At 75.0% G+C, this 22,754-nt stretch carries 19 protein-coding genes; 6 read left to right on the forward strand and 13 right to left on the reverse strand.

Annotation, left to right across the window (positions count from 1 at the left end; translation table 11 throughout):
- Window positions 1-61 precede the first annotated feature (61 nt).
- Both ACFYUY_RS09315 and ACFYUY_RS09320 read right to left on the reverse strand, forming a co-directional pair.
- Complete coding sequence (locus ACFYUY_RS09315) at window positions 62-1,057, reverse strand: helix-turn-helix domain-containing protein (RefSeq protein ID WP_387899609.1); 996 nt, start codon at window positions 1,055-1,057, stop codon at window positions 62-64.
- Between the two features lie 226 nt (window positions 1,058-1,283).
- Window positions 1,284-1,973: a helix-turn-helix domain-containing protein gene (locus ACFYUY_RS09320; RefSeq protein ID WP_387899612.1), complete on the reverse strand. Its 690-nt coding sequence runs from the start codon at window positions 1,971-1,973 to the stop codon at window positions 1,284-1,286.
- A gap of 112 nt (window positions 1,974-2,085) precedes the next feature.
- Here ACFYUY_RS09320 and ACFYUY_RS09325 point away from each other — a divergent pair, with 112 nt between their 5' ends.
- Entirely contained in the window at window positions 2,086-3,522 is a 1,437-nt protein-coding gene (locus ACFYUY_RS09325; RefSeq protein WP_360219471.1) for an aminopeptidase P family protein, read from the forward strand.
- A 77-nt stretch (window positions 3,523-3,599) separates the two neighbouring features.
- Here ACFYUY_RS09325 and ACFYUY_RS09330 read toward each other — a convergent pair whose 3' ends face one another.
- The 8 genes from ACFYUY_RS09330 to ACFYUY_RS09365 form a co-directional block, all read right to left on the reverse strand.
- Complete coding sequence (locus ACFYUY_RS09330) at window positions 3,600-4,037, reverse strand: GNAT family N-acetyltransferase (protein WP_387899615.1); 438 nt, start codon at window positions 4,035-4,037, stop codon at window positions 3,600-3,602.
- A gap of 169 nt (window positions 4,038-4,206) precedes the next feature.
- Window positions 4,207-4,491, reverse strand: coding sequence for a hypothetical protein (locus ACFYUY_RS09335; protein ID WP_360219477.1), 285 nt, complete (start codon window positions 4,489-4,491; stop codon window positions 4,207-4,209).
- 201 nt (window positions 4,492-4,692) lie between these two features.
- Window positions 4,693-5,364, reverse strand: a complete 672-nt coding sequence (locus ACFYUY_RS09340) for a 50S ribosomal protein L11 methyltransferase (RefSeq protein ID WP_360219480.1) — start codon at window positions 5,362-5,364, stop codon at window positions 4,693-4,695.
- A 30-nt stretch (window positions 5,365-5,394) separates the two neighbouring features.
- On the reverse strand, window positions 5,395-6,663 hold the full coding sequence (locus ACFYUY_RS09345) for a sugar ABC transporter permease (RefSeq protein WP_360219513.1): 1,269 nt from the start codon (window positions 6,661-6,663) through the stop codon (window positions 5,395-5,397).
- A gap of 71 nt (window positions 6,664-6,734) precedes the next feature.
- Window positions 6,735-7,514 carry an ATP-binding cassette domain-containing protein gene (locus ACFYUY_RS09350; RefSeq protein ID WP_387899619.1) on the reverse strand — a complete coding sequence of 260 codons (780 nt, stop codon included), beginning with the start codon at window positions 7,512-7,514 and terminating at the stop codon, window positions 6,735-6,737.
- A gap of 67 nt (window positions 7,515-7,581) precedes the next feature.
- Window positions 7,582-8,709, reverse strand: a complete 1,128-nt coding sequence (locus tag ACFYUY_RS09355; protein ID WP_360219486.1) for a substrate-binding domain-containing protein — start codon at window positions 8,707-8,709, stop codon at window positions 7,582-7,584.
- A 299-nt stretch (window positions 8,710-9,008) separates the two neighbouring features.
- Window positions 9,009-10,349, reverse strand: a complete 1,341-nt coding sequence (locus tag ACFYUY_RS09360) for a HAMP domain-containing sensor histidine kinase (RefSeq protein ID WP_360219489.1) — start codon at window positions 10,347-10,349, stop codon at window positions 9,009-9,011.
- 94 nt (window positions 10,350-10,443) lie between these two features.
- The gene (locus ACFYUY_RS09365; RefSeq protein ID WP_360219492.1) at window positions 10,444-11,121 is read right to left on the reverse strand and encodes a response regulator transcription factor; all 678 of its coding nucleotides are present in this window, start codon (window positions 11,119-11,121) and stop codon (window positions 10,444-10,446) included.
- A gap of 200 nt (window positions 11,122-11,321) precedes the next feature.
- Between ACFYUY_RS09365 and ACFYUY_RS09370 the strand changes: the two genes are divergently transcribed.
- Window positions 11,322-11,981, forward strand: a complete 660-nt coding sequence (locus tag ACFYUY_RS09370; RefSeq protein ID WP_387899624.1) for a hypothetical protein — start codon at window positions 11,322-11,324, stop codon at window positions 11,979-11,981.
- 381 nt (window positions 11,982-12,362) lie between these two features.
- On the opposite strand, the gene paaK is transcribed toward ACFYUY_RS09370, so the two are convergent.
- Window positions 12,363-13,697: a phenylacetate--CoA ligase PaaK gene (paaK, locus tag ACFYUY_RS09375; RefSeq protein ID WP_387899627.1), complete on the reverse strand. Its 1,335-nt coding sequence runs from the start codon at window positions 13,695-13,697 to the stop codon at window positions 12,363-12,365.
- Window positions 13,698-13,968: 271 nt separating this feature from the next.
- Here paaK and ACFYUY_RS09380 point away from each other — a divergent pair, with 271 nt between their 5' ends.
- Both ACFYUY_RS09380 and ACFYUY_RS09385 read left to right on the forward strand, forming a co-directional pair.
- Window positions 13,969-15,534, forward strand: a complete 1,566-nt coding sequence (locus tag ACFYUY_RS09380) for a hypothetical protein (protein ID WP_387899629.1) — start codon at window positions 13,969-13,971, stop codon at window positions 15,532-15,534.
- A 356-nt stretch (window positions 15,535-15,890) separates the two neighbouring features.
- Window positions 15,891-17,069 (forward strand): ROK family protein, encoded by a 1,179-nt coding sequence (locus ACFYUY_RS09385; RefSeq protein WP_360219504.1) that lies wholly within the window; start codon window positions 15,891-15,893, stop codon window positions 17,067-17,069.
- Between the two features lie 126 nt (window positions 17,070-17,195).
- Here the strand turns inward: ACFYUY_RS09385 and ACFYUY_RS09390 are convergent, their stop codons facing one another.
- Window positions 17,196-17,969 carry a GntR family transcriptional regulator gene (locus tag ACFYUY_RS09390; protein WP_360219507.1) on the reverse strand — a complete coding sequence of 258 codons (774 nt, stop codon included), beginning with the start codon at window positions 17,967-17,969 and terminating at the stop codon, window positions 17,196-17,198.
- A gap of 285 nt (window positions 17,970-18,254) precedes the next feature.
- Between ACFYUY_RS09390 and ACFYUY_RS09395 the strand changes: the two genes are divergently transcribed.
- Both ACFYUY_RS09395 and ACFYUY_RS09400 read left to right on the forward strand, forming a co-directional pair.
- Window positions 18,255-19,049, forward strand: a complete 795-nt coding sequence (locus ACFYUY_RS09395; protein WP_387900011.1) for an exodeoxyribonuclease III — start codon at window positions 18,255-18,257, stop codon at window positions 19,047-19,049.
- 217 nt (window positions 19,050-19,266) lie between these two features.
- Window positions 19,267-21,402 carry a SpoIIE family protein phosphatase gene (locus ACFYUY_RS09400; protein WP_360211017.1) on the forward strand — a complete coding sequence of 712 codons (2,136 nt, stop codon included), beginning with the start codon at window positions 19,267-19,269 and terminating at the stop codon, window positions 21,400-21,402.
- An 86-nt stretch (window positions 21,403-21,488) separates the two neighbouring features.
- Here the strand turns inward: ACFYUY_RS09400 and ACFYUY_RS09405 are convergent, their stop codons facing one another.
- Window positions 21,489-22,562 carry a hypothetical protein gene (locus tag ACFYUY_RS09405; RefSeq protein ID WP_360211019.1) on the reverse strand — a complete coding sequence of 358 codons (1,074 nt, stop codon included), beginning with the start codon at window positions 22,560-22,562 and terminating at the stop codon, window positions 21,489-21,491.
- Window positions 22,563-22,754: the final 192 nt, after the last annotated feature.

Raw genomic sequence — 22,754 nt, forward strand, 5'->3', positions numbered from 1 at the left:
CCGGATGGGTCGGCGCCACAGGCCTGCCCCGCCCCGCCTGTCCTGCCTGCCCTTCCTGCGGTCAGGCCGACACCCGGGGCGGCGGGTTGTCGCGCAGGAGGTCGTGGCCGACCTCGGTGACGGTGTGGCGGACCTGCTTGCCCTCACGCCGGGTGCCGATCAGGCCGGCCGCGCGCAGCGCGGCGGCGTGGGCGGAGGCCGAGGGCGGGGTGACGCCGAGGCGCCGGGCGAGTTCGGTGGTGGAGCAGCCCCCGGCGACGGCGCGCAGGACCCGGGCCCGGGCGGGGCCGAGGGCCGCGGCGAGTCCGTCGGCGGCCTGCGGCCGGGGCGCGGGCTCGGCGGCCGGGGCGCCGAGCGGGTGCAGCAGCAGGCTCTGGCGGTCCGGTCCGGCCAGGAGGCCGATGCTCTGCTGGACGAAGTAGTTGGGCCGCAGCTCCAGGCCCCGGCCGGCCAGGTCGAAGGAGCCCTCCAGCTCGCCGAGGGTGCACTCCAGCACGCCCTCGTCCCGCCAGACCGCGTTGGGGTGGAGCGAGTCGAGCATCGCGCCGATCCCGGAGCGGGCTGCGGTGCGGGCCCGCACCGCGATGTCGGCCTCCAGGGCGCGGCGGATGTCGGGCCAGTCCGGGGCGAGGCAGGAGCGGAACAGCGCCCAGGCGCCGTCGCCGACCTCGCGCAGGCCCCGGGCGCCGTCGTCGCGCAGCCGGGCGAGGGCGGTCGGGAGGCCGGCCCCGCTGCCGAACATCGCGACGCCCTCCTCGACGGCCTGTTGGGGGACGGCGAGGAGGGCGTCGAGTTCGTCGTCCAGCTGCCGGCGGACGGCGTCGAGGTCCGCCACCATGAAGTCGGGGACTCCGATCGCACTCGCGTTGACCACGTCGAGGAAGCGCCGGGCCCGGTCGGGCACGTGGCGGCGGGCGTCCCGCCACCAGCGTTCGCTGCGCGAGCCGGTGCCCTGGTGCACGCCCTGCCGGGCCGAGCCGGCCATCAGGTGGTCGAGCGGCGATATGACGAAGCGGGTCCTCGCGAGGTCCGCGACCCCGAACCTCAGTGCGATCACGAACCTTCCTCCGGCTCCCCGCAGCCACCCCTGACCTGGCGCGATCTTGACTATTAGGCCCAGAGGCTAATACATGGCCGTCCGGCGGCCGCCCTTGGCATGCTCGTCCCGTCGGCGCGACGGGGACCCGCTCCGGCCCCCACCGCGAGGGGAGTGGGGGCCGGAGCATCCCCGGCCGCCCGTTCGGTTCAGCGAACGAACGGCGGCCCTGGCGAACCGCACCGGTTCAGTGCGCGCTCCCCGGCGACGACCCCAGGGCCGGTCGGGCCGCGGGCTCCAGCGCCGCCCGCCCGGCCGCCCCGTCCGGCACCGCTCCGTCCGGACCCGCTCCGCCGTCCGTGACGTGCAGCCGCTGCTCCGCCCGGTACTGCAGCAGCAGCACCGAACGGACCGGCTCGCCGCCGACGGCGGTGTAGGAGTGCGGCAGGGAGGCGTCGAAGCCGACGTAGTCGCCGGGGCCCAGCTCCAACTCGCGGCGGCCCGCCCTGACCCGCAGTCGGCCGGACTGCACGACGGTGTGCTCGGTGCCGGTGTGGCCGGCGGAGATCTGCGTGCCGTCGGTGCGCACCTGCTGGTCGTAGACCTCGAACACCACGCCCTCCGCCTCGATCCGGCGCAGCGGGCGCAGGTCGACGCCGCGCCCGCTCAGCACCTCGGCGTCGGCCGCCCGCACCACGGTGACCTCCTCGGCGGGCCGCCCCTCCACGAGGTCGGAGATCGGCACGCCGAGCACCCGGGAGAGCCCGAACACCGTCTCCAGGGTCGGGTTGCCGGTGCCGGACTCCAGCTGGGAGAGGGTCGCCTTGCCGATCCCGGCCCGCCGGGACACCTCGGAGAGCGACAGCCCCTGCTGGGCCCGGACACGCTTCAGGTTGGCGGCGAGGACGCCCCGGACGGATCCCTCGGAGTCGCTCACGCTCGACCTCTTCTCTTCGGACTCTGTTCGATATACCGTACGGGACGCATGCCGACGGACGGGTCAGCGTAGCGAGACACCCCACGTCCACCACCCTCACCAGGAGACCGCAGTGACCGAGTCCGCCGACACCATCACGTACCGGAAGAACGGCCTGACCCGCGGGGTGACCGAGGAGCTCGCCGAGAGCATGAAGCACGGCTGGGCCGACACCGAGCGGTCGGACCTCGCGCCGCTCCCGCAGGCCGGGCACACCGCCCGCCGCCGCGCCGAGCTGTCCGCCGCCTTCCCCGGCGAGCTCCTGGTGGTCCCGGCCGGCAACCCCAAGGTGCGGGCCAACGACACCGACTACCCGTTCCGCCCCACCTCGGACTACGCCTACCTCACCGGCGACCGCTCCGAGGACGCGGTGCTGGTCCTGGAGCCCACCGGCGACACCGGCCACCGCGCCGCCGTCTACCTGCGCAACCGCTCCGACCGGGAGAACGGCGAGTTCTGGCTCGACACCCACGGCGAGCTGTGGGACGGCCGCCGCAACAGCCTGACCGAGAACGAGCGCCTGCTCGGCCTGCCCTGCCGGGACGTCCGCGGCGTCCGGGCGGACCTGCAGGCCGCCACCGCGCCGGTGCGGGTGCTGCGCGGCCACGACGCGGGCGTCGACGAGACCCTGCGCGAGCGGGCCACCGCCGAGCGGGACGAGGAGTTCCGGGTCTTCCTGTCCGGCCAGCGCCTGGTCAAGGACGCGTTCGAGATCGCCGAGCTGCGCTTCGCCTGCGAGGCCACCGCCCGCGGCTTCGAGGACGTCGTGCGGGTGCTCGGCGCCGACACCGAGACGGCGGAGCGGCTGATCGAGGGCACCTTCTTCGTCCGCGCCCGGGTCGAGGGCAACGACGTCGGCTACGGCACGATCGCGGCGGCCGGCGCGCACGCCACCACCATGCACTGGGTCCGCAACGACGGCCGCGCGAAGCCGGGCGAGCTGCTGCTGCTCGACGCGGGCGTGGAGACGCACCACCTCTACACCGCCGACATCACCCGCACGCTGCCCGTCGACGGCCGGTTCAGCGACCTCCAGCGCAAGGTCTACGACGCCGTGTACGCGGCGCAGGAGGCGGGTATCGCCGCGGTGCGGCCCGGCGCCGACTTCCGCGACTTCCACCGCGCCGCGCAGCGCGAGCTCGCCGAACACCTCACCTCCTGGGGCCTGTTCGGCGACCTCACCGCCGACAAGGTCTACGAGCTGGGCCTGCACCGCCGGTTCACCCTGGCCGGCACCGGCCACATGCTCGGCATCGACGTCCACGACTGCGCCCACTCCCGCACCGAGATCCACGTCGACGGCCCGCTGCGCCCGGGCATGGTGCTCACCGTGGAGCCGGGGATCTACTTCCAGCAGGACGACCTGACGGTGCCGGCCGAGTACCGCGGCATCGGCGTCCGGATCGAGGACGACATCCTGGTCACCGAGGACGGCAACGAGAACCTCTCCGCAGCCCTCCCCCGCCGCTCCGACGAGGTCGAGGCCTGGCTGGCCGCCCTGCGCGGCTGACGGAGGCGCCGCCCGCCCCCGGCCCGGTCGACGGGCGGGGGCGGGCGGCGGCCGGGGCGGACCGGGCCGGGGGCGGATCAGGCCGGCAGTGGCTTGACCCAGCGGCTCCACTGCGGCTCCGGCCGGTACCCGGCGGCCTGCCAGGTGCGGTGGCCCAGGGCGTTGTCGTCGAGCACCATGGCGTCGGCACGGCGGCCGCCCAGCGCGGCGAAGCGCCGCTCCGCGGCGGCCAGCAGGGCGGCGCCGATGCCGCGCCGGCGGTGGTCGGGGTCGACGGCGAGCCGGTAGAGGTGGCAGCGCCAGCCGTCCCACCCGGCGATGACGGTGCCGAGGACGGTCGCCGGGTCGCCGGCCGGGGTGGCGACGATCAGGCACTCGGGGTCACGGGCGAGCAGCGCGGCCACGCCCGCCGGGTCGTCCGTGATGCTGGCGCCCTTGGCCGCCCTGGCCCAGAGGGCCAACAGGGCGGGGATCTCGTCGGGGGTGGCGGTGCGCAGGGCGATCTGTTCGGTCATGCGGGCCTGTCTAGCAGCGGGCCCCGGGCCGCCACCGGGAATTCCGCTCCGCGGACGGCCCTCGGCGGGGACGACGGCGCCGCCCGCCCCGGCCCGGTCGACGGGCGGGGCGGGCGGCGGCGCGAACGCGACGACCGTCAGAAGTGGCAGCCGTCAGAAGTGGCGGCCGTCAGAAGTGGCGGCCGGACTCCCGCTCGGACTTCTCGATCTGGTCGATCCGGCGCTGCAGCTGATCGGCCTGGGCGCGGGCCTTGCGGGCGGCGTCCCGCTCGCCCTCGTGGTCCAGGCGGTTGGCCTTCTGGCGGAGGTCCTGGACCTGCTGGCGCATCTTGTTGAGGTCAACGGTGACGGAGGCGGCCGCCGCGGGCTGGGCGGCGGCGACCTGGGCGACCGTCGCCAGGGCGCCCCCGGCCAGGGCTGCGGTCAGGACGAGGGCCGAGATGCGTCGACGCATGGTGACTCCTTACGGTGGTGCGGTTTCACTGGCCGGGAACCATCTGATTACCGGCCGGTAACCATGGTGGCATGACCGTGCGTCACCGATGGCACCACCGGTGCCCGGGCACCACACCCGCACCACACCCGCACCGAAACCCCATCGCTCCGAAACCCCTCGCACCGAAAGCCCGTCGCTCCGGCACCGGGTGAGCACCCGTCAGCCGAGCCGCCACACCGTGGTGGTCTTGACGGCGGTGTCCTCCAGGTCGGCGACCACCGGCACCCGGTAGTCGGCGAGCGCGGTGAACCGGTCCCGGGGCAGGTAGGCCCGCCCGGGGTCGCCGACGACGACGGTCGCGCCGCGGGCGGCGGCCCGCTCCAGGAAGGGCAGGAAGCGGGCGGCCATCTCCCGCTCGTAGAAGACGTCCCCCGCGAGCACCACGTCGGCCGGGGCGCCGTCGCCGTCGACCAGGTCCACCAGGGCGGCCTCCACCCGCACGCCGTTGGCCCGCGCGTTCAGACCGATCGCGGCCACCGCGTAGGCGTCGATCTCGGCGGCGTACACCGACCGCGCCCCGCACAGGGCGGCGGCGACCCCGACCACCCCGGACCCGGCCGCCACGTCGAGCACCGTCCGCCCGGCGACGAGCTCGGGGTGGTCCAGCAGGTGGCGGCTGACGGCCACCCCGCCGGCCCAGGCGAAGGCCCAGAACGGCGGCGGCAGCCCCACCTCGCCGCGGGCCCGCTCGGTGGTCTCCCACAGGGCGATGGCGTCCTCGGCCATGTGCAGCCGGACCTCGGGGACGAACGGGACGGGCTTCAGCTCGGTCGCGCTCCGCACGAAGGCGAGGTCGGTCTCCGGCTGAAGAGTGCGCAGCTCACTCGGCATGTCGGCAGCATAGGGCCCGCGCCGGGGTGCTCACGCCCGGCCGGCCGCCTTCTGGGTGCGCCGGGCCAGCGAGTCGACCACGACGGCGGCCAGCAGCACCAGACCGGTGATCATGAACTGGATGGCGTTGCTCAGGCCCTGGATGTTCATGCCGGACTGGATCGAGCCGATCACCAGGGCACCGAGCAGCGCCGACCAGGTCTTGCCGCGGCCGCCGAACAGGCTGGTGCCGCCGATGACGGCCGCCGCGATGGCGTTCATCAGCAGGTTCCCGCCGCCGGAGGTCTGGCTGGCGGACTGGATCTGCGCGGCGAGGAAGAGGCCGCCGACCGCCGCCATGGTGGAGCAGATGGTGAAGACGCTGATCCGGATCCAGGACACGTTGATGCCGGCCCGGCGGGCGCCCTCGATGTTGCCGCCGAGCGCGAACACCTGGCGGCCGTAGGCGGTGCGGCGCAGCACGAAGTCCAGCACCACGATGAAGACCAGGAAGATCAGCAGGGCCAGCGGCAGCCCCTTGTACTGGTTGAGCGTGTAGGCGGCCAGGAAGGCGATGATCGCCAACAGGACGGTGCGCAGCACGACGTCGGCCACCGGCCGGTACGGCACCCCGGCGGCGCGGCGCCGCCGGGCGTCCAGCAGCGAGGCGAGGACGAACAGCGCGACGCCCACCACCGCCGCCCCGTAGGCGGCGGCCTGCTGCCCGTAGATGGTGCTGTAGAGCCGGGAGACGATGTCGGTGCCGGGGAGGTTGACGGTGCCGGTCGCACCGAGCACCTGGAGCATCAGGCCGTTCCAGCCCAGGTTGCCGGCGAGGGTGACGACGAACGCCGGGACGCCGACCTTGGCGAAGAAGACGCCCTGGATGAGGCCGACGACGGCACCGCCCGCGAGGGCGACCAGCAGCGCCACCCACTGGTTGACGCCGTGGGTGACCAGCAGGACGGCGTAGATCGCCGCGCACAGGCCGCTGACCGAGCCGACCGAGAGGTCGATCTCGCCGAGCAGCAGCACGAAGACCACGCCGATCGCGATCATGCCGGTCCCGACGATCTGCTGGGACAGGTTGGAGAGGTTCTGCGCGGACAGGAAGCTGCTGTTCAGGCTGCCGAACACGGCCCAGATCACGATCAGGGCCAGCACCACCGGCAGCGAGCCGAGTTCGCCGCTGCTGAGGCGGCGGCGGAACTCGCCGACGTAGCCCTTGACGCCCTCCTGGCGGACGATCAGCCGCGGGTCGACGGCCGGGGTCGCCTCGGGGGCGACCGGGACGGGCGCGTTGACGCCGCCCTTGGGCATGCTGTCCTCGGGCAGCGGGACGTGCTGGCGCTCGGGCTCGCCGCCGGGGGCGCCCCCGGGGAAGTTCTCGGTCACTGGGAGCCCTCCGTGCCGCGGGCCTGCCGGCGGGTCACGGCGTTGTCCGTGGCGCCGGTGATGGCCGAGATGATCTGTTCCTGGTTGGTGTAGCGCTTGTCGAAGACGCCGTTGTTGCGGCCGAGGCGCAGCACCGCGACGGTGTCCGCGACGGCCATCACGTCCGCCATGTTGTGGCTGATCAGGATCACCCCGAGGCCCTGCTCGCGCAGCCGCTCGACCAGGTCGAGCACCTGGGCGGTCTGCTCGACGCCGAGGGCGGCGGTGGGTTCGTCCAGCATGACGACCTTGGGCGAGCCGATCAGCGCGCGGGCGATCGCGACCACCTGGCGCTGGCCGCCGGAGAGCGAGGCGACGGGGATGCGCACGCTCGGGATGCGGATGGAGAGGGTGTCCAGCAGCGTCCGGGAGCGCTTCTCCATCGCGACCTCGTCGAGGATGCTGAAGCGCCGGATCTCGCGGCCGAGGAAGAGGTTCCCGACCACGTCGAGGTTGTCGCAGAGCGCGAGGTCCTGGTAGACCGTCGCGATGCCCAGGTGCTGGGCGTCCTGCGGCCGGTGGATGGACACCCGGCGGCCCTGCCACTCGATCGACCCGTCGTCCGGCTGGTGCACGCCGGCGATCGACTTCACCAGGGTGGACTTGCCGGCGCCGTTGTCGCCGACCAGGGCCAGCACCTCTCCGGCGTGCACCTCCAGTTCGATGTCGGTGAGCGCCTGGACGGCGCCGAACCGTTTGGAGACCCCGCGCAGGGCCAGTACGGTCTCACCTGCCACAGTGACCAACTCCCTTGCCCCGCCTCCGGTGTGGAGGCGGGGCCTGCTCGTTACGGGACGCCGCGGACTACTGGAGGCCGGCCGCGGTGCAGGCGGCGGCGTACTCCGGGGTGCAGATCTGGGCGACGGTGTACAGGCCGTCCTGGACCACGGTGGTCTTGACGTTGTCCTTGTTGACCACGATCGGCGTGATGAGGTTGGACGGCACCTTGTTGCCGCTGCCGCTGGTCGACGAGGTGGGCACCACGGTGGAGGGCAGCGACTGGCCCTGGGCCAGCGTGACGGCCATCTGCGCGGCGGCGTCGGTCTCCGGCTTGAACGGCTTGTAGATCGTCATGGTCTGGGTGCCGACCAGGATCCGCTGGATGGCGTCGAGCTGGGCGTCCTGCCCGGTGAGCGGGGTGTTGATCCCGGCGGCCTTCTGCGCGGTGGCGATACCGGCGGCCATGCCGTCGTTGGCGGAGTAGATGCCGACCACGTTGTTCGGGCCGATCGCGGTGATGCCGGCGGCGGCCTCCTGGTTGGCCGTGTTCGGGTCCCACTGCGGGGTGTCGTACTCCTTGCCGATCTTCAGCTTGCCGTCGATGGCGCTGTGCGCGCCGGCCTTGAAGTCGGCCGCGTTGGGGTCGGTGGGCGAGCCGTTGATCATGATGATCTGGCCGCTGTTCGCCTTGTCCCCGACCGCCGCCACCAGGGCCTGGCCCTGGAGTTGGCCGACCTTGTGGTTGTCGAAGGACACGTAGGCGTCCGCCGGGCCCTGGGCGAGGCGGTCGTAGGCGACCACCTTCACGCCCGCGTCGTGGGCCTTCTGGACGGAGGACTGGATCGACTTGGAGTCCACCGCGTCCAGGATCAGCACCTGGTCGCCCTTGGTCAGGGCGGTGTCCACCTGGGTCTGCTGGAGCGTCGCGTCCTGGTTGGCGTTGTAGTAGTCGATCTGCGCGTCCGGGGCCAGTTCCTTGATCTTCTGCTCGATCAGCGGCCGGTCGAACTGCTCGTAGCGGGTGGTCTTGCTCTCCGGCAGCAGCAGGCCGATCCGCACGGCTCCCCTGCCGCTCACACTCGCGCCGCCCGAGCTGCCCGAGGAGCCGCCACTGCTGGTGGTGGACTGCTTGGCACTGCCGCAGGACGCCGCGCCCAGGCCGAGGGAAACCACTGCGGTCACCGCGAGGACGCGGCGAAGCCCGATGCTCATGAGGAAGCCTCTCCGGTTGAGTTCGCCCCCGCTCCTCCGAGTCTGGGAACCTCCGGCCGTCACCACGATCCCGGCTGGGCCGAACGGGTCACCGGGAGCGTCCGGGCTCGGCCGTCGGAGGGAGCCGCGCACCCGTCGGCGCCCGCCGAGGGCCGTCGACGGCCGTCGACGATGCCGGGCGGGGCCGGCGGCGCGTCCGGTGTCCGACCGTCAGCATTCGCTCCGCGCTCACCGCGCGGCGGTCACCGTCCCGCGATCGCCGTCCCGCGGTCACCGGTCCCCCGGTCACCGTCCCGCGGTCACCGGTGCGGGGCCGCCATCGGGAGCTCCGCCCTCAGCCGGGTGCCGGACGGCGCCGGTACGACGGCCAGGGTGCCGCCGTGGTGGCGGGCGATGTCCCGGGCGATCGAGAGGCCGAGTCCGCTGCCGCCCTCGTCCCGGCTACGGGCGTCGTCCAGCCTGGTGAAGCGTTCGAAGACCCGCTCGTGGTCGGCCGGCGGGATGCCCGGGCCGTCGTCCTCCACGTCCAGGACGGCCACGCCCCGGCCGGGGTCGGCGGCCAGCCGCACGTGGACGGCGCCGGCCGCGTGCCGGTCGGCGTTGTCGAGCAGGTTGGTGAGCAGCCGCCCGAGCCAGAGCGGGACGCCGTCGACGGCCACCCCCGGGGCGAGGTCGGTGGTGCGCCGGTGCGCCCCGGCCGGGCGGCCCAGCACGGTCGCGGCGACCAGCCCGGTGAGGTCGGTCCGCTGCCGGGGCCGCTCCTCGGCCCCGCCGCCCGCGTCGAGCCGGGCGAGCAGCAGCAGGTCGGTGGCGAGGCCCTGCAGCCGGTCGGTGTCCTGGAGCGCGCCGTGCACCAGCTCGGCCCGCACCGCCGGGTCGGGGTGGGTGTCGGCGACCTCCAGCTGCGTGCGCAGCACCGCCAGCGGGCTCCGCAGTTCGTGCGAGGCGTCGGCGATGAACCGGCGCTGGCGCCGTCCGGTGTCCTCCAGCCGGTCGAGCATGGCGTTCATGGTGGCGGCGAGCCGGGCGATCTCGTCGGCGGTGCCGGGTTCGGGCACCCGGCGGTGCAGGTCCTGCCCGGTGATCGCGTCGACCTCGGCCCGGATCGCCTCCACCGGCCGCAGCGCGTGCCCGGTCACCCGCCAGGTCACGACGACCCCGGTGAGCAGCAGCAGCGGGCAGCCGACGGCGAGCGCGGCCCGGGTGGTGTCGAGGGCCTCGTCGGCCGCCCGCAGCGAGGTGCCCGCGTAGACGGTGACCGGCCCGTCCGGGGTGTCGGTGGTGACGGCGGTGAGCCGCTGGCGGTGGTGGTCGTGCAGCGGATCGACGTCGTGGGTGGTGTGCGAGCCGGCCCGGCGGGCGGCGGTGAGGGCCGGCCGGCCGCTCAGGTCCGGGCTGGCGGCGAGCACGGTGCCGTGCGCGTCGACGGCCTGCAGGAAGTCGGTGCCGTGTCCGGCGTGCAGCACGGGCGTGAGCCGCCCCTGGGCGGCGAGTTGGGCGACGGTCTCGGCCTGCTGGCGGGTAGCCGAGGCGGCGGAGGCGACCAGGTCCGCGCGCACGGTGGCGAGCAGTCCGGCGCCGGCCAGGGCGAGGGCCGCGGCGAGCACCGTCCCGGCGGCGGCGGTGGCCCGGGCTCGCACCGACCGGGGGACGAACCGGTGCAGCCGGCGCGGGAGCCGCGGGAGCCGCGGGGCACGGAGGGCGCTCCGGAGCCGGGGGACGCGCGGGTGCACCTCAGCCGCCGTCCGGGGCGAGCCGGTAGCCGGCGCCGCGCATGGTCTGCAGCGCGGTCCGGCCGAACGGGGCGTCGATCTTGCGGCGCAGCGCGTGGACGTGGACCTCGACGACGCTCGGGTCGGCGTCGTGGTCGGCGTCCCAGACCTGGTCGAGGATCTCCCGCTTGGAGACCACCGTCCCGGCGCGCGCCGCCAGGCACTCCAGGATCGCGAACTCCCGGGCGGTCAGGTGGACGGGCGTGCCGGCCCGGGTGCAGGTGAGGGCGTTGGCGTCCAGGACGAGGTCGCCGAGGGTGTGCAGGCGCGGGCGCCGCAGGTCGACCCGGCGATGCAGGGCGCGCAGGCGGGCGAGCAGCACGACGAAGGAGAACGGCTTGGAGAGGTAGTCGTCGGCGCCGGTGTCCAGCGCCTCCGCCTCGTCCCACTCGCCGTCCTTGGCGGTGAGCATCAGGATCCCGGCCCGGCAGCCGTCGGCGCGCAGCCTGGCGCAGACCCGGTAGCCGTCCAGGCCGGGCAGCATGATGTCGAGGACGATCACGTCGTAGGGGTGGCGGCCGGCGAGGACGAGGCCGTCGGGCCCGTTGGCGGCGGTGTCGACGGTGTGGCCGTCCGCCTCCAGGCCCCGGCGCAGCGCCGTGGCCATCCGGTGTTCGTCCTCGACGACGAGTATGTGCATCCGCTCAGGGTGCCAGGTGGCCCCGCGCGCCCCGCCGCCGGGCGGGTCCCACCGGGGGGGGGCGGGTCCCAACGGGGGGGCGGGTCCCAACGGGGGGCGGGGCGGTCTTAAGCGGGGGTTCAGGAAGGGTCCGCCATGATCGCCGGGCGCGACCCGGGGGTTCCGGGCGCGATGAACAGCCCAGGCAAGGAGAACGCCCGATGAGCGACGCCACGTCCTCCACCACCCCGCTGCCCGAGGGCCCGGAGTGGCAGCCCGAACCGGCGCCGAAGCGCTCCCGGGCGGCCCGGCTGCGCGGCTGGGCGAGCGGTCAGGAGAAGCGGATAGCCGCCGGGGTCGCCGCGGTCGCGCTGGTCGGCGCGGGCGCGGTGGTGGTCTCCGTCGCGCACGAGGGGATGGCGCGCGGGCACCACGGCGCGCTCGACCGGGCCGGGGACGGTCCGGTCGGGAAGGGCCCCTGGTCGCACGGCGGCCGGGGCGAGAACGGCCGGGGCGACGAGGGCGGCTCGCACGACCACGGCGACCTGGGCGGCCGCGGCGGCGACGAGCACCGGGCCGGTGCCGGCCGGCACCACGGCGGCGGGCAGGGCGAGGGGCGCGGCGACGGGCCGGGCGCCGACGCCGGCCGCCCGGCCCCGGCACCGCTGCCGTCGCTGGGCGCCTCCGCCGCGCTGGACAAGGCGCAGGCCGCCGTGCCCGGCGGGCGGGCCGAGTCGCTGAACCGGGTCACCGCGCAGGGCGGCTCGGCGGCCTGGGCCGTCGTGGTCATGGGCCCGGACGGCGTGCGCCACCGGGTGACGGTGGACGGCACCAGCGGCGAGCTGACCGGGAACACCGTCGTCGACGGCTCCGGGCGCTGAGGCGACCCGGCACGCCGGACGCCCCGGCCGGGGAGGGAACGGTCGGGGTGCCCGGGGAGAGTGAGCCGGGACCGGCTCCGGGACGGGACCGGCTGCGGGACGGCCCGGCTCCGGGACGGACGGGACCGGTGAGCCCCCGGCCGGCGCGCGGTGGCGGCGGACGCTCGGCGGACGAACGGCGCGCGGTGGCTGGACGGCACCCGGACCAGCCGTCTACATTTCTGTAGACGTCGGAGGCGTACGGCATCACCCCCCGGACAGCCGTGCGCCTCCGACCTCCTCGCGCACCCCGCGCACCGTGCGCCGCGCCTACCGCCGACACCACGCCGCACCGCACCGCACCGCCGCGAGCAGCGCGAACGGCGCCCCGGCCCCGCACCGTCAGCCGCGCTCGTCGACCACCCGCTTGATCTTCCCCACCGACCGCTCCAGCGTGTACGGGTCCACCACCTCGACCTCGACGGTGACGCCCACCCCGTCCTTCACCGCCCGGGCGATCTCCTCCCGCGCGGCCGCCCGTCGTTCGGCCGGCGCGTCCGGGCGCGCCTCGACCCGGACGGTCATCGCGTCCAGCCGCCCCTGCCGGGAGAGCCGCAGCTGGAAGTGCGGCGCGACGCCCGGGGTGCGCAGCAGGATCTCCTCGACCTGGGTCGGGAAGAGGTTCACGCCGCGCAGGATGATCATGTCGTCGCTACGCCCGGTCACCTTCTCCATCCGCCGGAAGGCCGGCCGCGCGGTGCCGGGCAGCAGCCGGCTGAGGTCGCGGGTACGGTAGCGGACGACGGGCAGCGCCTCCTTGGTGAGCGACGTGAAGACCAGCTCGCCGCCCTCGCCCCCGGGCAGCACCCGGTCGGTGAACGGGTCGACGACCTCCGGGTAGAAGTGGTCCTCCCAGATGTGCAGCCCGTCCTTGGTCTCCACGCACTCCTGCGCGATGCCCGGACCGACCACCTCGGAGAGGCCGTAGATGTCGACGGCGTGCAGGTCGAGCCGGTCCTCGATCTCCCGGCGCATCTCCTCGGTCCACGGTTCGGCCCCGAAGATGCCGATGCGCAGCGAGGTGTCGCGCGGGTCGACGCCCTGCCGCTCGAACTCGTCGAGGAGCGTCAGCAGGTAGGAGGGGGTGACCATGATGATCTCGGGGCGGAAGTCCTGGATGATCTGCACCTGCCGGGCCGTCATGCCGCCGGAGGCCGGGATGACGGTGCAGCCGGCCCGCTCGGCGCCGTAGTGCGCGCCCAGGCCGCCGGTGAACAGCCCGTAGCCGTAGGCGATGTGGACCTTGTGACCGGGCCTGCCGCCGGCGGCGCGGATCGAGCGGGCGACGACGTCGGCCCACATCGACAGGTCGGCCTCGGTGTAGCCCACGACGGTCGGGCGCCCGGTGGTGCCGCTGGAGGCGTGGATCCGGCGGACCCGCTCCATCGGGACGGCGAACATCCCGAACGGGTAGCCCTCGCGCAGGTCGGCCTTGGTGGTGAAGGGGAAGCGGGCGAGGTCGGCCAGGGTGCGGCAGTCCTCGGGGCGGACGCCGGCCGCGTCGAACTTCCGGCGGTACAGTTCGACCTCCCCGTACGCGTGGCGCAGGGTGGCCCGGAGCCGCTCGAGCTGGAGGGCGCGCAGTTCGTCGAGGCCCAGCCGTTCGCCGTCGTCCAGCAGGGCGGGCGGGATCGGCTCCCCGAGCCGTCGGTGCGGGTCGGGCGGGGTGCCGGTCATCGTCGCTCCTCCACGGGTCGGCCGATCCGGGTGCCTACCGATCGTTCGGTCAGGCTCCCACGGCCAAGTAACCCAGCGCCCGGAGCGCCTGTCAAGGAGTCGATCACCCTTCCGGAATGCGGAGTTCCATCCGCTTCGGGCGGAGATCGTCCGACCGCTTTGGCTGGCCGATATGAAAATCATTACGGAATCTTGACCCGTGCACGGCAGCGCCCGACCCGGCCGCATGGTTCAGTAGTGCGGCTTCCCCCCACACCCCGGAGTGATCACCGTGCCCCCGACCCCTGCCCTGGTCAGCGCGCTGCGCGAACTCGGCGACCGGCCCGCCGTCGTCGCCGGCGGGCGCGCGATCAGCGGCATCGGCCTGCTGCTCGGAGTCTCCCCGCCCGGCGGCCTGCCCCGGGCCCTCGCCGAGCGGGTCGCCGCCCACGCCGCGCTGGCCCCCTCCGCCGCCCGCACCGCCGAACAACGGCTGCGGCACTGGGCCGGCGTCCTCGGGGCCCCGCCCATCCGGCACACCGTCCTCCACCCCGCCACCGACCTCGCCGTCGAACTCGCCCTGGCCACCCTCCTCGCCGGCGGCACCGTCCACTGCGGCGACCTCGACCAGGAGCCCCACCAGCAGCTCACCGCTCTCGCCGACAGCGCCACCACCCACCTCAGCCTGCCCTCCACCCTGCTCTGGCGCCTCAGCCGCGACCCCGGCCTCCCCGGCCACGACCTCGGCGCGCTGCGGCTCGTCCTGCACGTCGGCCCCGAACCCCGGCAGGACGACGTGTACGCCGCCGTCGACGCGCTCGGCGCCGTCCTCGCCCACGTCCGCGCCCCGCACAGCCCCGCCGAGGCCGCCGACCGGCGCCTGCGCGGCGCCGTCGCCACCGCCTCGGCCGCCGCGTGGAAGCACACCATCGGCATCACCCCCGAGCAGGTCCGGGCCTTCGGCGCCCAGCTCGACCACGCCGTGCTCACGGCCCTGCTGCTGACCCTCCAGCAGAGCGACGTCCTCACGGACCCCGCGCGGGGACACACCGAGGACGAGATCCTCGCCGCCACCGGCACCACCCCCGCCGAACGCCCCCGGGTCACCCGCTGGCTCGACGCCCTCCACCGGCACGGCCTGATAGCCCGCCACGGCGACGCCCTGCACGGCCGCTCCGCCCCCACCCCGGCCGAGGCCCGGGAGTCCTGGCGGCCCGCCGTCGAGACCTGGACCGACGGCCTCGGCCCGGTCACCGCCCTGGACCGGGTCCGGCGCGGCGCCCTGCGGCTCCCCCGCCTGATCACCGGGCAGGACGAACCCCGGGCCGCCGCCACCCCGGTCCGCTGGGCCGCCTCCCGCGGCTACCTCGGCGCCGCCCTCGGCGCACTCGTCCGCGGCCTCGCCGAGGCCCACGACGGGCCGGCCCCGCTGCGCGTGCTCGAACTCGGCCCGGACGGAGCCGACTCCGCCGTCGCCCGGGCCCTCGCCGCCCGCCCCCGGCGCACCGCCGACCACCACCAGCAGCCCGACGGCGACCGCTACGACGTCCTCGTGGCCACCGTCGGCGACACCGGCGACCCGGCCGGGGCCGGTGGCCTCGCGGGCCCCGCCTGCCCCGGCCTCGCCGAACTGACCGACCTGCTGGTACCCGGCGGCCTGCTGCTGCTCCTCGCCCCGACCGACGAACAACTGGACCTGCTGATCACCGGCCGGGCCGGGGGCGACCCCGCCCGCCCCGCGGAGCACTGGCGGGCCGCGCTCACCGCCGCGGGCTGCCCGACCGTCCTGGTGCTGCCCGAGGACGGCCACCCGATGGGCCTGCTCGGGCAGCGGCTGTTCGCCGCCGTGACCCCCTGACCCGGCAGCACCATAGCCGACCGATCCCGGTGCCGGGCCGCCGCCCCGCCCGTACCCGCCTCCGGGCCGCTCCGGGGGCCCCGGTACGGGCCGTCCGTGGTCGAGCGGTGAAGCCCGGGTCACGCACCGCCACCCGATGCGTACCATTTCGATACCGAAGCCTGGATGAGCTGCGGGGATTCTCGCCCGCCGGGCCCGCCCCCGGGTAGGCTCCCGCATGTCCTCCGGCCCTGGCGCGGGCGGCCCCCTGCCGGCGCGCCGTGACCGGACGGCACACCCCCGCGGGCCATTCGGTGGGCACCGCGCACTCGACACCGCGCGCCAGGGCAGTCGCGCGAACGGCGAAGGGCATCGCATTGGCGGATCGGCTCACCGGAGGAGACTCCTCACTGCTGCGGCGGATCAACGCGGCGGTCACGCTTCGGGCGCTGCGGACCGGCCACTCCGTGACCCTCACCCAGCTCGTCGGCGAGACCGGACTCTCCCGCCCCACCGTCGAGGGCGTCATCGAGGGCCTGGTGGAGACCGGCCTGGTGGCCGAGGTCGAGCAGCCCAAGGACGACGGGCAGAGCGGCGCCGGCCGCCGCGGCCGCCCGGCCCGCTGGTTCCGGTTCCGCGCCGAGGCCGGGCACATCCTCGGCATCGAGATCGGGGTGCACGACATCCGGGTCGTCCTCGCCGACCTCACCGGCGAGGTGGTGGGAAGTCACTTCAAGCCGGTGGACGAGACCCTGGAGGCCGAGGACCGGCTCGCCGCCGTCCGCACCGCCGTCGCCGAGGTGCTGCGCAAGGCCGGCATCTCCCGCGACAACCTGTGGGCCGTCGGCGTCGGCACCCCCGGCATCGTCGACCGCGAGGGCACCGTCCAGCTCGGCACCGCCATGCCCGGCTGGACCGGACTCGACCTCGGCGCCCGGCTGCGCCGCTCCTTCCGCTGCCCCGTCCTGATCGAGAACGACGCCAACCTCGCCGCCATCGCCGAACACTGGCAGGGCGCCGCCGTCGGCGCCGGCGACGTCGTCTTCGTCATGGCCGGCCTCAGCCCCGGCGCCGGCTCCCTGATCGACGGTCGGCTGCACCGCGGCTTCGGCGGCGCGGCCGGCGAGATCGGCGCCCTCCACCTGCTCGGCCAGGAGGTCACCCCGGAGCGCCTGCTCTCCACCACCGGGAAGCCGCTCAACCCGCTCGACGAGGCCGCCGTGGCCCGCGTCCTGCGGCTCGCCCGGGAGGGCGACGAGGTGGCCAAGGTCGCCATGGACCGCTTCCTCACCCGGCTGGTGCAGGGCGTCGCCGCGCTCGTCCTGGCCATCGACCCCCGGCTGGTGGTGATCGGCGGCTGGGCCGCCGGCCTGGACGGCGTCCTGGAACCGCTGCGCGAACGCCTGGCCCAGTTCACCCTGCGCGCCCCCGAGGTCGCGCTCGCCGCGCTCGGCTCCGAGGTCGTGGCCATGGGCGCGCTGCGCGTCGCCCTCGACCAGGTCGAGGACCAGCTCTTCGCCGTCGACCCGCCGACCACCGGCAACGGGCGCGCCTGACGCGTGCCGGGCCGGGCTTCGGGCACGGGAGGCGGGCCCGGGCTTCGGGCACCGGTTTCCGACACGGGCGAGGCCCGGACACCGCGCGGGTGTCCGGGCCTCGCCCTGAGGGTTTCGGAGGGTGGATCAGGAGGCGGTGCGCACCTCGGAGCCGGCGGCGACCGGGGTGACCTCCACCAGACCGGTCTCACCGAAGGTCAGCTTGCAGGTGTCGGCCCGGTAGGTGGAGACGGCCAGTGCCACCAGACGGCCGGCCGCGGCGTACTGGGTGGTCATCACCAGTACCGGCGAGCCCGGCGGGCGCTCCAGCAGGACGGCCTCGCTGGCCTCGGCGACGCCCAGCTCGACCGAGCGGGACTCGCCGTCCACCTCCAGGCGCTCCAGCTGGCGCAGCACCGAGCGGGCGCGGTCGCTCTCGGCCCGGAAGCCGGGCAGGTGCGGCAGCGCGGCGGCCGGGACGTGCAGCGACTCGCTGGCCACCGCCCGGCCCTCCACCAGGCGGACCCGGCGGACGGTGTGCACGGTGGCGCCCTCGGGGATGCCCAGGTTCTTGGCCAGCTGCGCGGAGGCGGGGGCGGTGGTGCAGTCGACCGTCCGCCAGGCGTGGCTGCGGGCGGCGCCGGGCCAGCCCTCCTCCTGCCGGTTGACCGGGACGCCGACGCGCGGGGCGGCGACCAGGGTGCCGATGCCCCGGCGGCGGACCAGACGGCCCTCCAGCTCCAGCTGGTCGAGGGCCTGCCGCAGGGTCGCGCGGGCGACGCCGAAGCGGGCGGACAGCTCGCGCTCGTTGGGCAGGACCTGGCCGGTGGAGAACTCCGAGTCGATGGCCCGCAGCAGCACCGTGCGCAGGTGCCAGTACTTCGGTTCCGGCACCGCCGAAAGCTGTCCTGTCGTCCCCACCGTGTCCTCCACCTGGTTCTGTCCGCCCTGCACCGAGGAGGGCGGATGCCGGGCCCGCTGTCCGCTGTTGCGGCAGGTGGGAGAGCGGGCTTTTATCCGTCCTTCTTTATTAAAGGTCTTTGCAGTAAGCGACCCTAGGGGCTTCGTCCGGAGATGGTCAAGACCAATGGCAGGCCTTGGTGCGACTGTCGCACATATTCATGCCGCGTTCACGTCATACCGCGACCGCGCGCGTCACGCTTCGGCCGCGGCCCGGACGCTCGGTAGGCTGCCCGGGTGATCGTGGTGACGAGTGTGAACGTGAACGGAATCCGGGCGGCGGCCAAGAAGGGCTTCATCGAGTGGCTGGCCGCCACCGAGGCGGACGTCATCTGCCTGCAGGAGGTGCGCTCCGAGCCCGGGCAACTGCCCGTCGAACTGCGCGACCTGGACGGCTGGCACGCGGTCTGGGCCCCCTCCGCCGCCAAGGGCCGGGCCGGCGTCGCCGTCCTGTCCCGACAGGAGCCCCTGCGGAGCGTCATCGGATTCGCGTCCGAGGAATTCGACAATTCGGGCAGGTACGTGGAAATCGACCTCCCGGGCCTGACCGTCGCCAGCCTCTACCTCCCCTCCGGAGAAGTCGGCACCGAGCGCCAGGACGAGAAGGAACGCTTCATGGCGGAATTCCTCGACCACCTCACCGCCCTCCGCACCCGCGCCGCCGCCGAGGGCCGCGAGGTCGTCGTCTGCGGCGACTGGAACATCGCCCACCGCCCCGAGGACCTCAAGAACTGGAAGGCCAACCAGAAGGCCGCCGGCTTCCTCCCCGAGGAGCGCGCCTGGCTCTCCCGCGTCTACGACGAGGCCGGCTACGTCGACGTCGTCCGCGCCCTCCACCCCGACCGCACCGGCCCCTACACCTGGTGGTCCTACCGCGGCCGCGCCTTCGACAACGACTCCGGCTGGCGCATCGACCTCCAGGTCGCCACCCCCGCCCTCGCCGAGCGGGCGACCGACGCCCGCGTCGAACGCGCCGACACCCACCCCGAACGCTGGAGCGACCACGCGCCGGTCACCGTGGCGTACGACATCGGCGGCTGAGGTCCCGGTCGGGTCCGCGGTTCGCGCGTCGATGCCGAGGCCGCGCCCCCTGGATAGACTGACCAGGCGTTCCAGGAACGGACCGGGCGCGGGCGGCGGAGCACCTACGGCGCCACGTCGTCGCGCGTGTACGCCACTCTCCGTGACCGCAGCGGGCAGGGGCGAGCCGGTCGTGGAGGATCCGGCGGCGGGCCATCGATCGGACGGGAGCCCTGCCATGGCAAACGCGTCCAGGTCTCCGGGCGGCTACGACCCCCGGATCACCCGCCCCGTGTCCGCCCGCGCCCCGTCGCCGTCGGCGGCCCGCCAGGGCGCCGCCGAGCCGACCGCGGCCAACGACCGGCTGGCGCTCAACGGCATGGGCAGCTTCGACTGGGACCTCGACAAGGACACCTACCACCTCGACGACGTGGGCCTGGACGTGTTCGACCTCCGGGCCGACGAGTTCGACGGACACCCCTCGTCACTCTCCGCCAGGGTGCTGCCGGCGGACAGCGAGCGGCTCGACGAGGCCGTCTCGCTCGCGCTGCGCGAGGGGCACCTGACCTTCGCGTGCTACTTCCGCCTGGTCTGCCGCGACGGATCCCTGCGCTGGGCGCACACCCAGGGGCGCGTCCTGCGGGACCCGCAGGCCCGGCCGTACCGCATCGTCGGCATCGTCCGCAACGCCGAGGAGGAGCTGGCCCACGCCGAGGGGATGCGCACGCTCGCCGCCGACCGGCGCCGCCAGACCGACTCCGTGCGCGCCACCACCGAGGCCCTCGCCCGCGCCATCACCGTCCGCGACGTGACCGGCGTGCTGACCGACAGCGAAGGGCTGCGACGCTTCGGCGCGGACGGACTGGCCCTCGGGCTGGTCGACGGGGACGTGATGCGCCTCGTCGCCGCGACCGAGCAGCCGTCGGCGGAGCTCAGGGCCCGGGACGACCTGTCGCTGACCCACCTGGGCGACGGCCTGCCGCTGTCCGAGGCCGTGCTCACCCGGCGCCCGCGGTTCGTCAGCACCAGGGAGGAGCTCACCACCCGCTACCCCCGGCTGCTGCCCTACGCCGAGGAGATGGGGATCGAGGCGGCGGCCTTCCTGCCGCTGGCCGCCCAGGCCCGCTCCATCGGCGCGCTGGGCCTGTTCTACCGGGACGGGCGCCCCTTCAGCACCGAGGACCGCAATATCTGCATCGCGCTCAGCAGTGCCGTCGCACAGTCCCTGCAGCGCGCCATGCTCTTCGACCAGGAGCGCGAGTTCGCGACCACGCTCCAGAACACCATGCTGCCGCGCCGCATCCCCGAGATCACCGGCGGCGAGGTGGCCGTCCGCTACCGTGCCGGCCACAGCGGACGCGAGGTGGGCGGGGACTGGTACGACGTCATCCCCCTGCCCGGCCGGCGGGTCGGTCTCGTGGTCGGCGACGTGGAGGGGCACGACAGCCACGCGGCCGCCATCATGGGCCAGTTGAGGATCGCCCTGCGGGCCTACGCCACCGAGGGACACACGCCCGCCACGGTGATGGCCCGCGTGTCCAGGTTCCTCGCCGACCTCGACACCGAGCGGTCCGCGACCTGCATCTACGTCGACGCCGACCTGGAGACCGGAACACTGCGCCTGGTGCGGGCCGGCCACCTCGAACCGCTCGTGCGGCGCGGCACCGGCCTGACCGCCTGGGCCGGCGTCCGCGGCGGTCTGCCGCTCGGCGTGGCCACGGTGTTCGGCCAGGACTCCTACCCCGAGACCCGCCTCGACCTCAACCCCGCGGACACCCTGCTGCTGTGCACCGACGGAATGGTCGAACACCCCGGCCGGGACATCACCGACGGCCTCGACGCGCTCGCCGCCGCCCTGCGCGCCGGCCCGCTCGACACCGAGGCGCTCGCCGACCACCTCTGCGGCAGCCACCCCAGCCGCCTCGACAACAGCGACGACCTGGCGCTCCTGCTGCTGCACCGCGCAGCCGTACCCGGCGCCCACACCACCCGGCAGATGACCCAGCACGTCCACCAGGCCGACCCGGAGGGGCTGGCGGAGACCCGGGCCATGCTCCGCCAGGCCCTGGCCGCGTGGGGTGCGACCGACCTGCTGTCGGACGTCGAACTCACGGCGGACGAACTGATCACCAACGCCCTGGTCCACACCGACGGGGGCGCACTGCTCACCATCGAACTGCGGGCCGGAACCGCCCCCTGCATCCGCCTGGAGATCCGGGACCGCTCCAGCGTCCTGCCGCGCCGCCGGGCCCCCGGCGAGACGGCCACCTCCGGCCGCGGGCTGCTGCTGGTGGACGCCCTCGCCGGGAGCTGGGGCGTGGAGCCGCTCGGCAGCGGCAAGAACGTCTGGTGCGAGTTCCCGCTGGCGGCCTGACCGCCGCGCCTGACCGCCGCGCCCGGCCGACCGCGGCACGGCCCGCGGCCGCGGGGCCAGCGGCGGTGGGGTCAGCGGCCGCGGGGTCAGCCACGGTGGGGTTGCGGGGCGCCGAGGCAGGGGGACGGGTGCGGGGTGGTGGGGGCCGTCGCGTCCCAGGCCTGGAGGGCGGCGAGGGCGGCGGCGCGTTCGGCCGGTGCCGGCCGGTCGCCCTCCGCGGTGAGCAGGTAGTCGGCGACCGGGGTGAGCAGCAGGGTGGCGGCGCCGGCCGGCAGCAGGAGGGCCTCGTCCCAGCGGTGCCGGATGACGGTGCGGCGCAGCAGGGTGCCGTGCCGCGGCCGGAGCGGGCGGGCCTCGGTGCGGCGGCGCCGGAGCTCGGGGCCGACCTCGGCCTCCAGGACGGTGCGCACTCCGCCCAGCGGGCCCAGCGGCACGTGCTCGGCGGCGAGGTCGAGCAGGGCGACGGCCTCCGGAGCCAGCCGGTAGGCGGCGACCACCGCGGCGGTCTCGACGGGTTCGAAGGGCTGTCCGGCCAGCTGGGCCACGTCGATGACGTCGCCCGGGCCGAAGGGGCGGCGGAGCCCGTCCTCGGCGAGGGCGATCAGGCACTCGACGTGGTCGTCGGCGGCCAGGTAGGGGCGGACCGGGACGGTGGCGAGGTCGCCGGTGAGAGCGGCGGTCGCGACCCGTACCTGGTACCAGGGGTCGAGCAGCGGGTCCTCGGCCGGCCAGCGCAGGGTGACGGCGGTGTGCCGGGGCCGCTCGCCGAGCAGGGTGACCTCGACGGACTCCACCGGGTGGTCGGTGACCAGCCGGTTGACGGCCTGCCAGAGCGTGGCCTCGGTCGGGCTGACGAGGGCGAGTTCGCCCAGCGGCCGCGGCAGGTCGGACGGGTAGTGGGCGGCCAGCGGCAGGTCCCGGATCGGCCGGACCCCGGTGGCGTCGGCGAGGTCGTCGGCGATCCCGGCGTAACAGCGGGCCCGTTCGCGGGCGCGCTGCAGCTCGGCGCGGGCGTGCTCGCCCATCCGGACGCCCTCCCGGTCCAGCGCGGCGAGCACCAGGTAGGGGAGGTTCCGGCCTGCGCGGGCCCGGTGGAGCAGTTCGACCGGGCCGGCGCCCGGGTCGAGCTCGAGCAGCCGGTAGAGCAGGTCGGTGTTCATGGGTGTCCGCCTCCGAGGGCCGTGGGTGGTCGCCGGGCGGTGGCGGGGCGACCGGGGGTGTGGCGGGTCCGGCGGTGCGTGCCGGGCCGACCGTGGACGCCACACCGGTGATTGTGGTGGGCGCCGATCAACACCGGATCACCACGGGCTCTACGATCCCTCGACATTTCGACGGGTGCCGTGGGTTGATAG

The sequence above is a fragment of the Kitasatospora sp. NPDC004745 genome (genome assembly GCF_042873275.1).
Classification (GTDB): domain Bacteria; phylum Actinomycetota; class Actinomycetes; order Streptomycetales; family Streptomycetaceae; genus Kitasatospora.

Excerpts from the sequence above, each read along its gene's own strand:
- ACFYUY_RS09330 (WP_387899615.1), bottom strand. The coding sequence starts at position 4,037 with ATGACCGAACAGATCGCCCTGCGCACCGCCACCCCCGACGAGATCCCC.
- ACFYUY_RS09335 (WP_360219477.1), bottom strand. The coding sequence starts at position 4,491 with ATGCGTCGACGCATCTCGGCCCTCGTCCTGACCGCAGCCCTGGCCGGG.
- ACFYUY_RS09340 (WP_360219480.1), bottom strand. The coding sequence starts at position 5,364 with ATGCCGAGTGAGCTGCGCACTCTTCAGCCGGAGACCGACCTCGCCTTC.
- ACFYUY_RS09345 (WP_360219513.1), bottom strand. The coding sequence starts at position 6,663 with ATGCCCAAGGGCGGCGTCAACGCGCCCGTCCCGGTCGCCCCCGAGGCG.
- ACFYUY_RS09355 (WP_360219486.1), bottom strand. The coding sequence starts at position 8,709 with ATGAGCATCGGGCTTCGCCGCGTCCTCGCGGTGACCGCAGTGGTTTCC.
- ACFYUY_RS09365 (WP_360219492.1), bottom strand. The coding sequence starts at position 11,121 with ATGCACATACTCGTCGTCGAGGACGAACACCGGATGGCCACGGCGCTG.
- ACFYUY_RS09370 (WP_387899624.1), top strand. The coding sequence starts at position 11,322 with ATGAGCGACGCCACGTCCTCCACCACCCCGCTGCCCGAGGGCCCGGAG.
- paaK (WP_387899627.1), bottom strand. The coding sequence starts at position 13,697 with ATGACCGGCACCCCGCCCGACCCGCACCGACGGCTCGGGGAGCCGATC.
- ACFYUY_RS09400 (WP_360211017.1), top strand. The coding sequence starts at position 19,267 with ATGGCAAACGCGTCCAGGTCTCCGGGCGGCTACGACCCCCGGATCACC.
- ACFYUY_RS09405 (WP_360211019.1), bottom strand. The coding sequence starts at position 22,562 with ATGAACACCGACCTGCTCTACCGGCTGCTCGAGCTCGACCCGGGCGCC.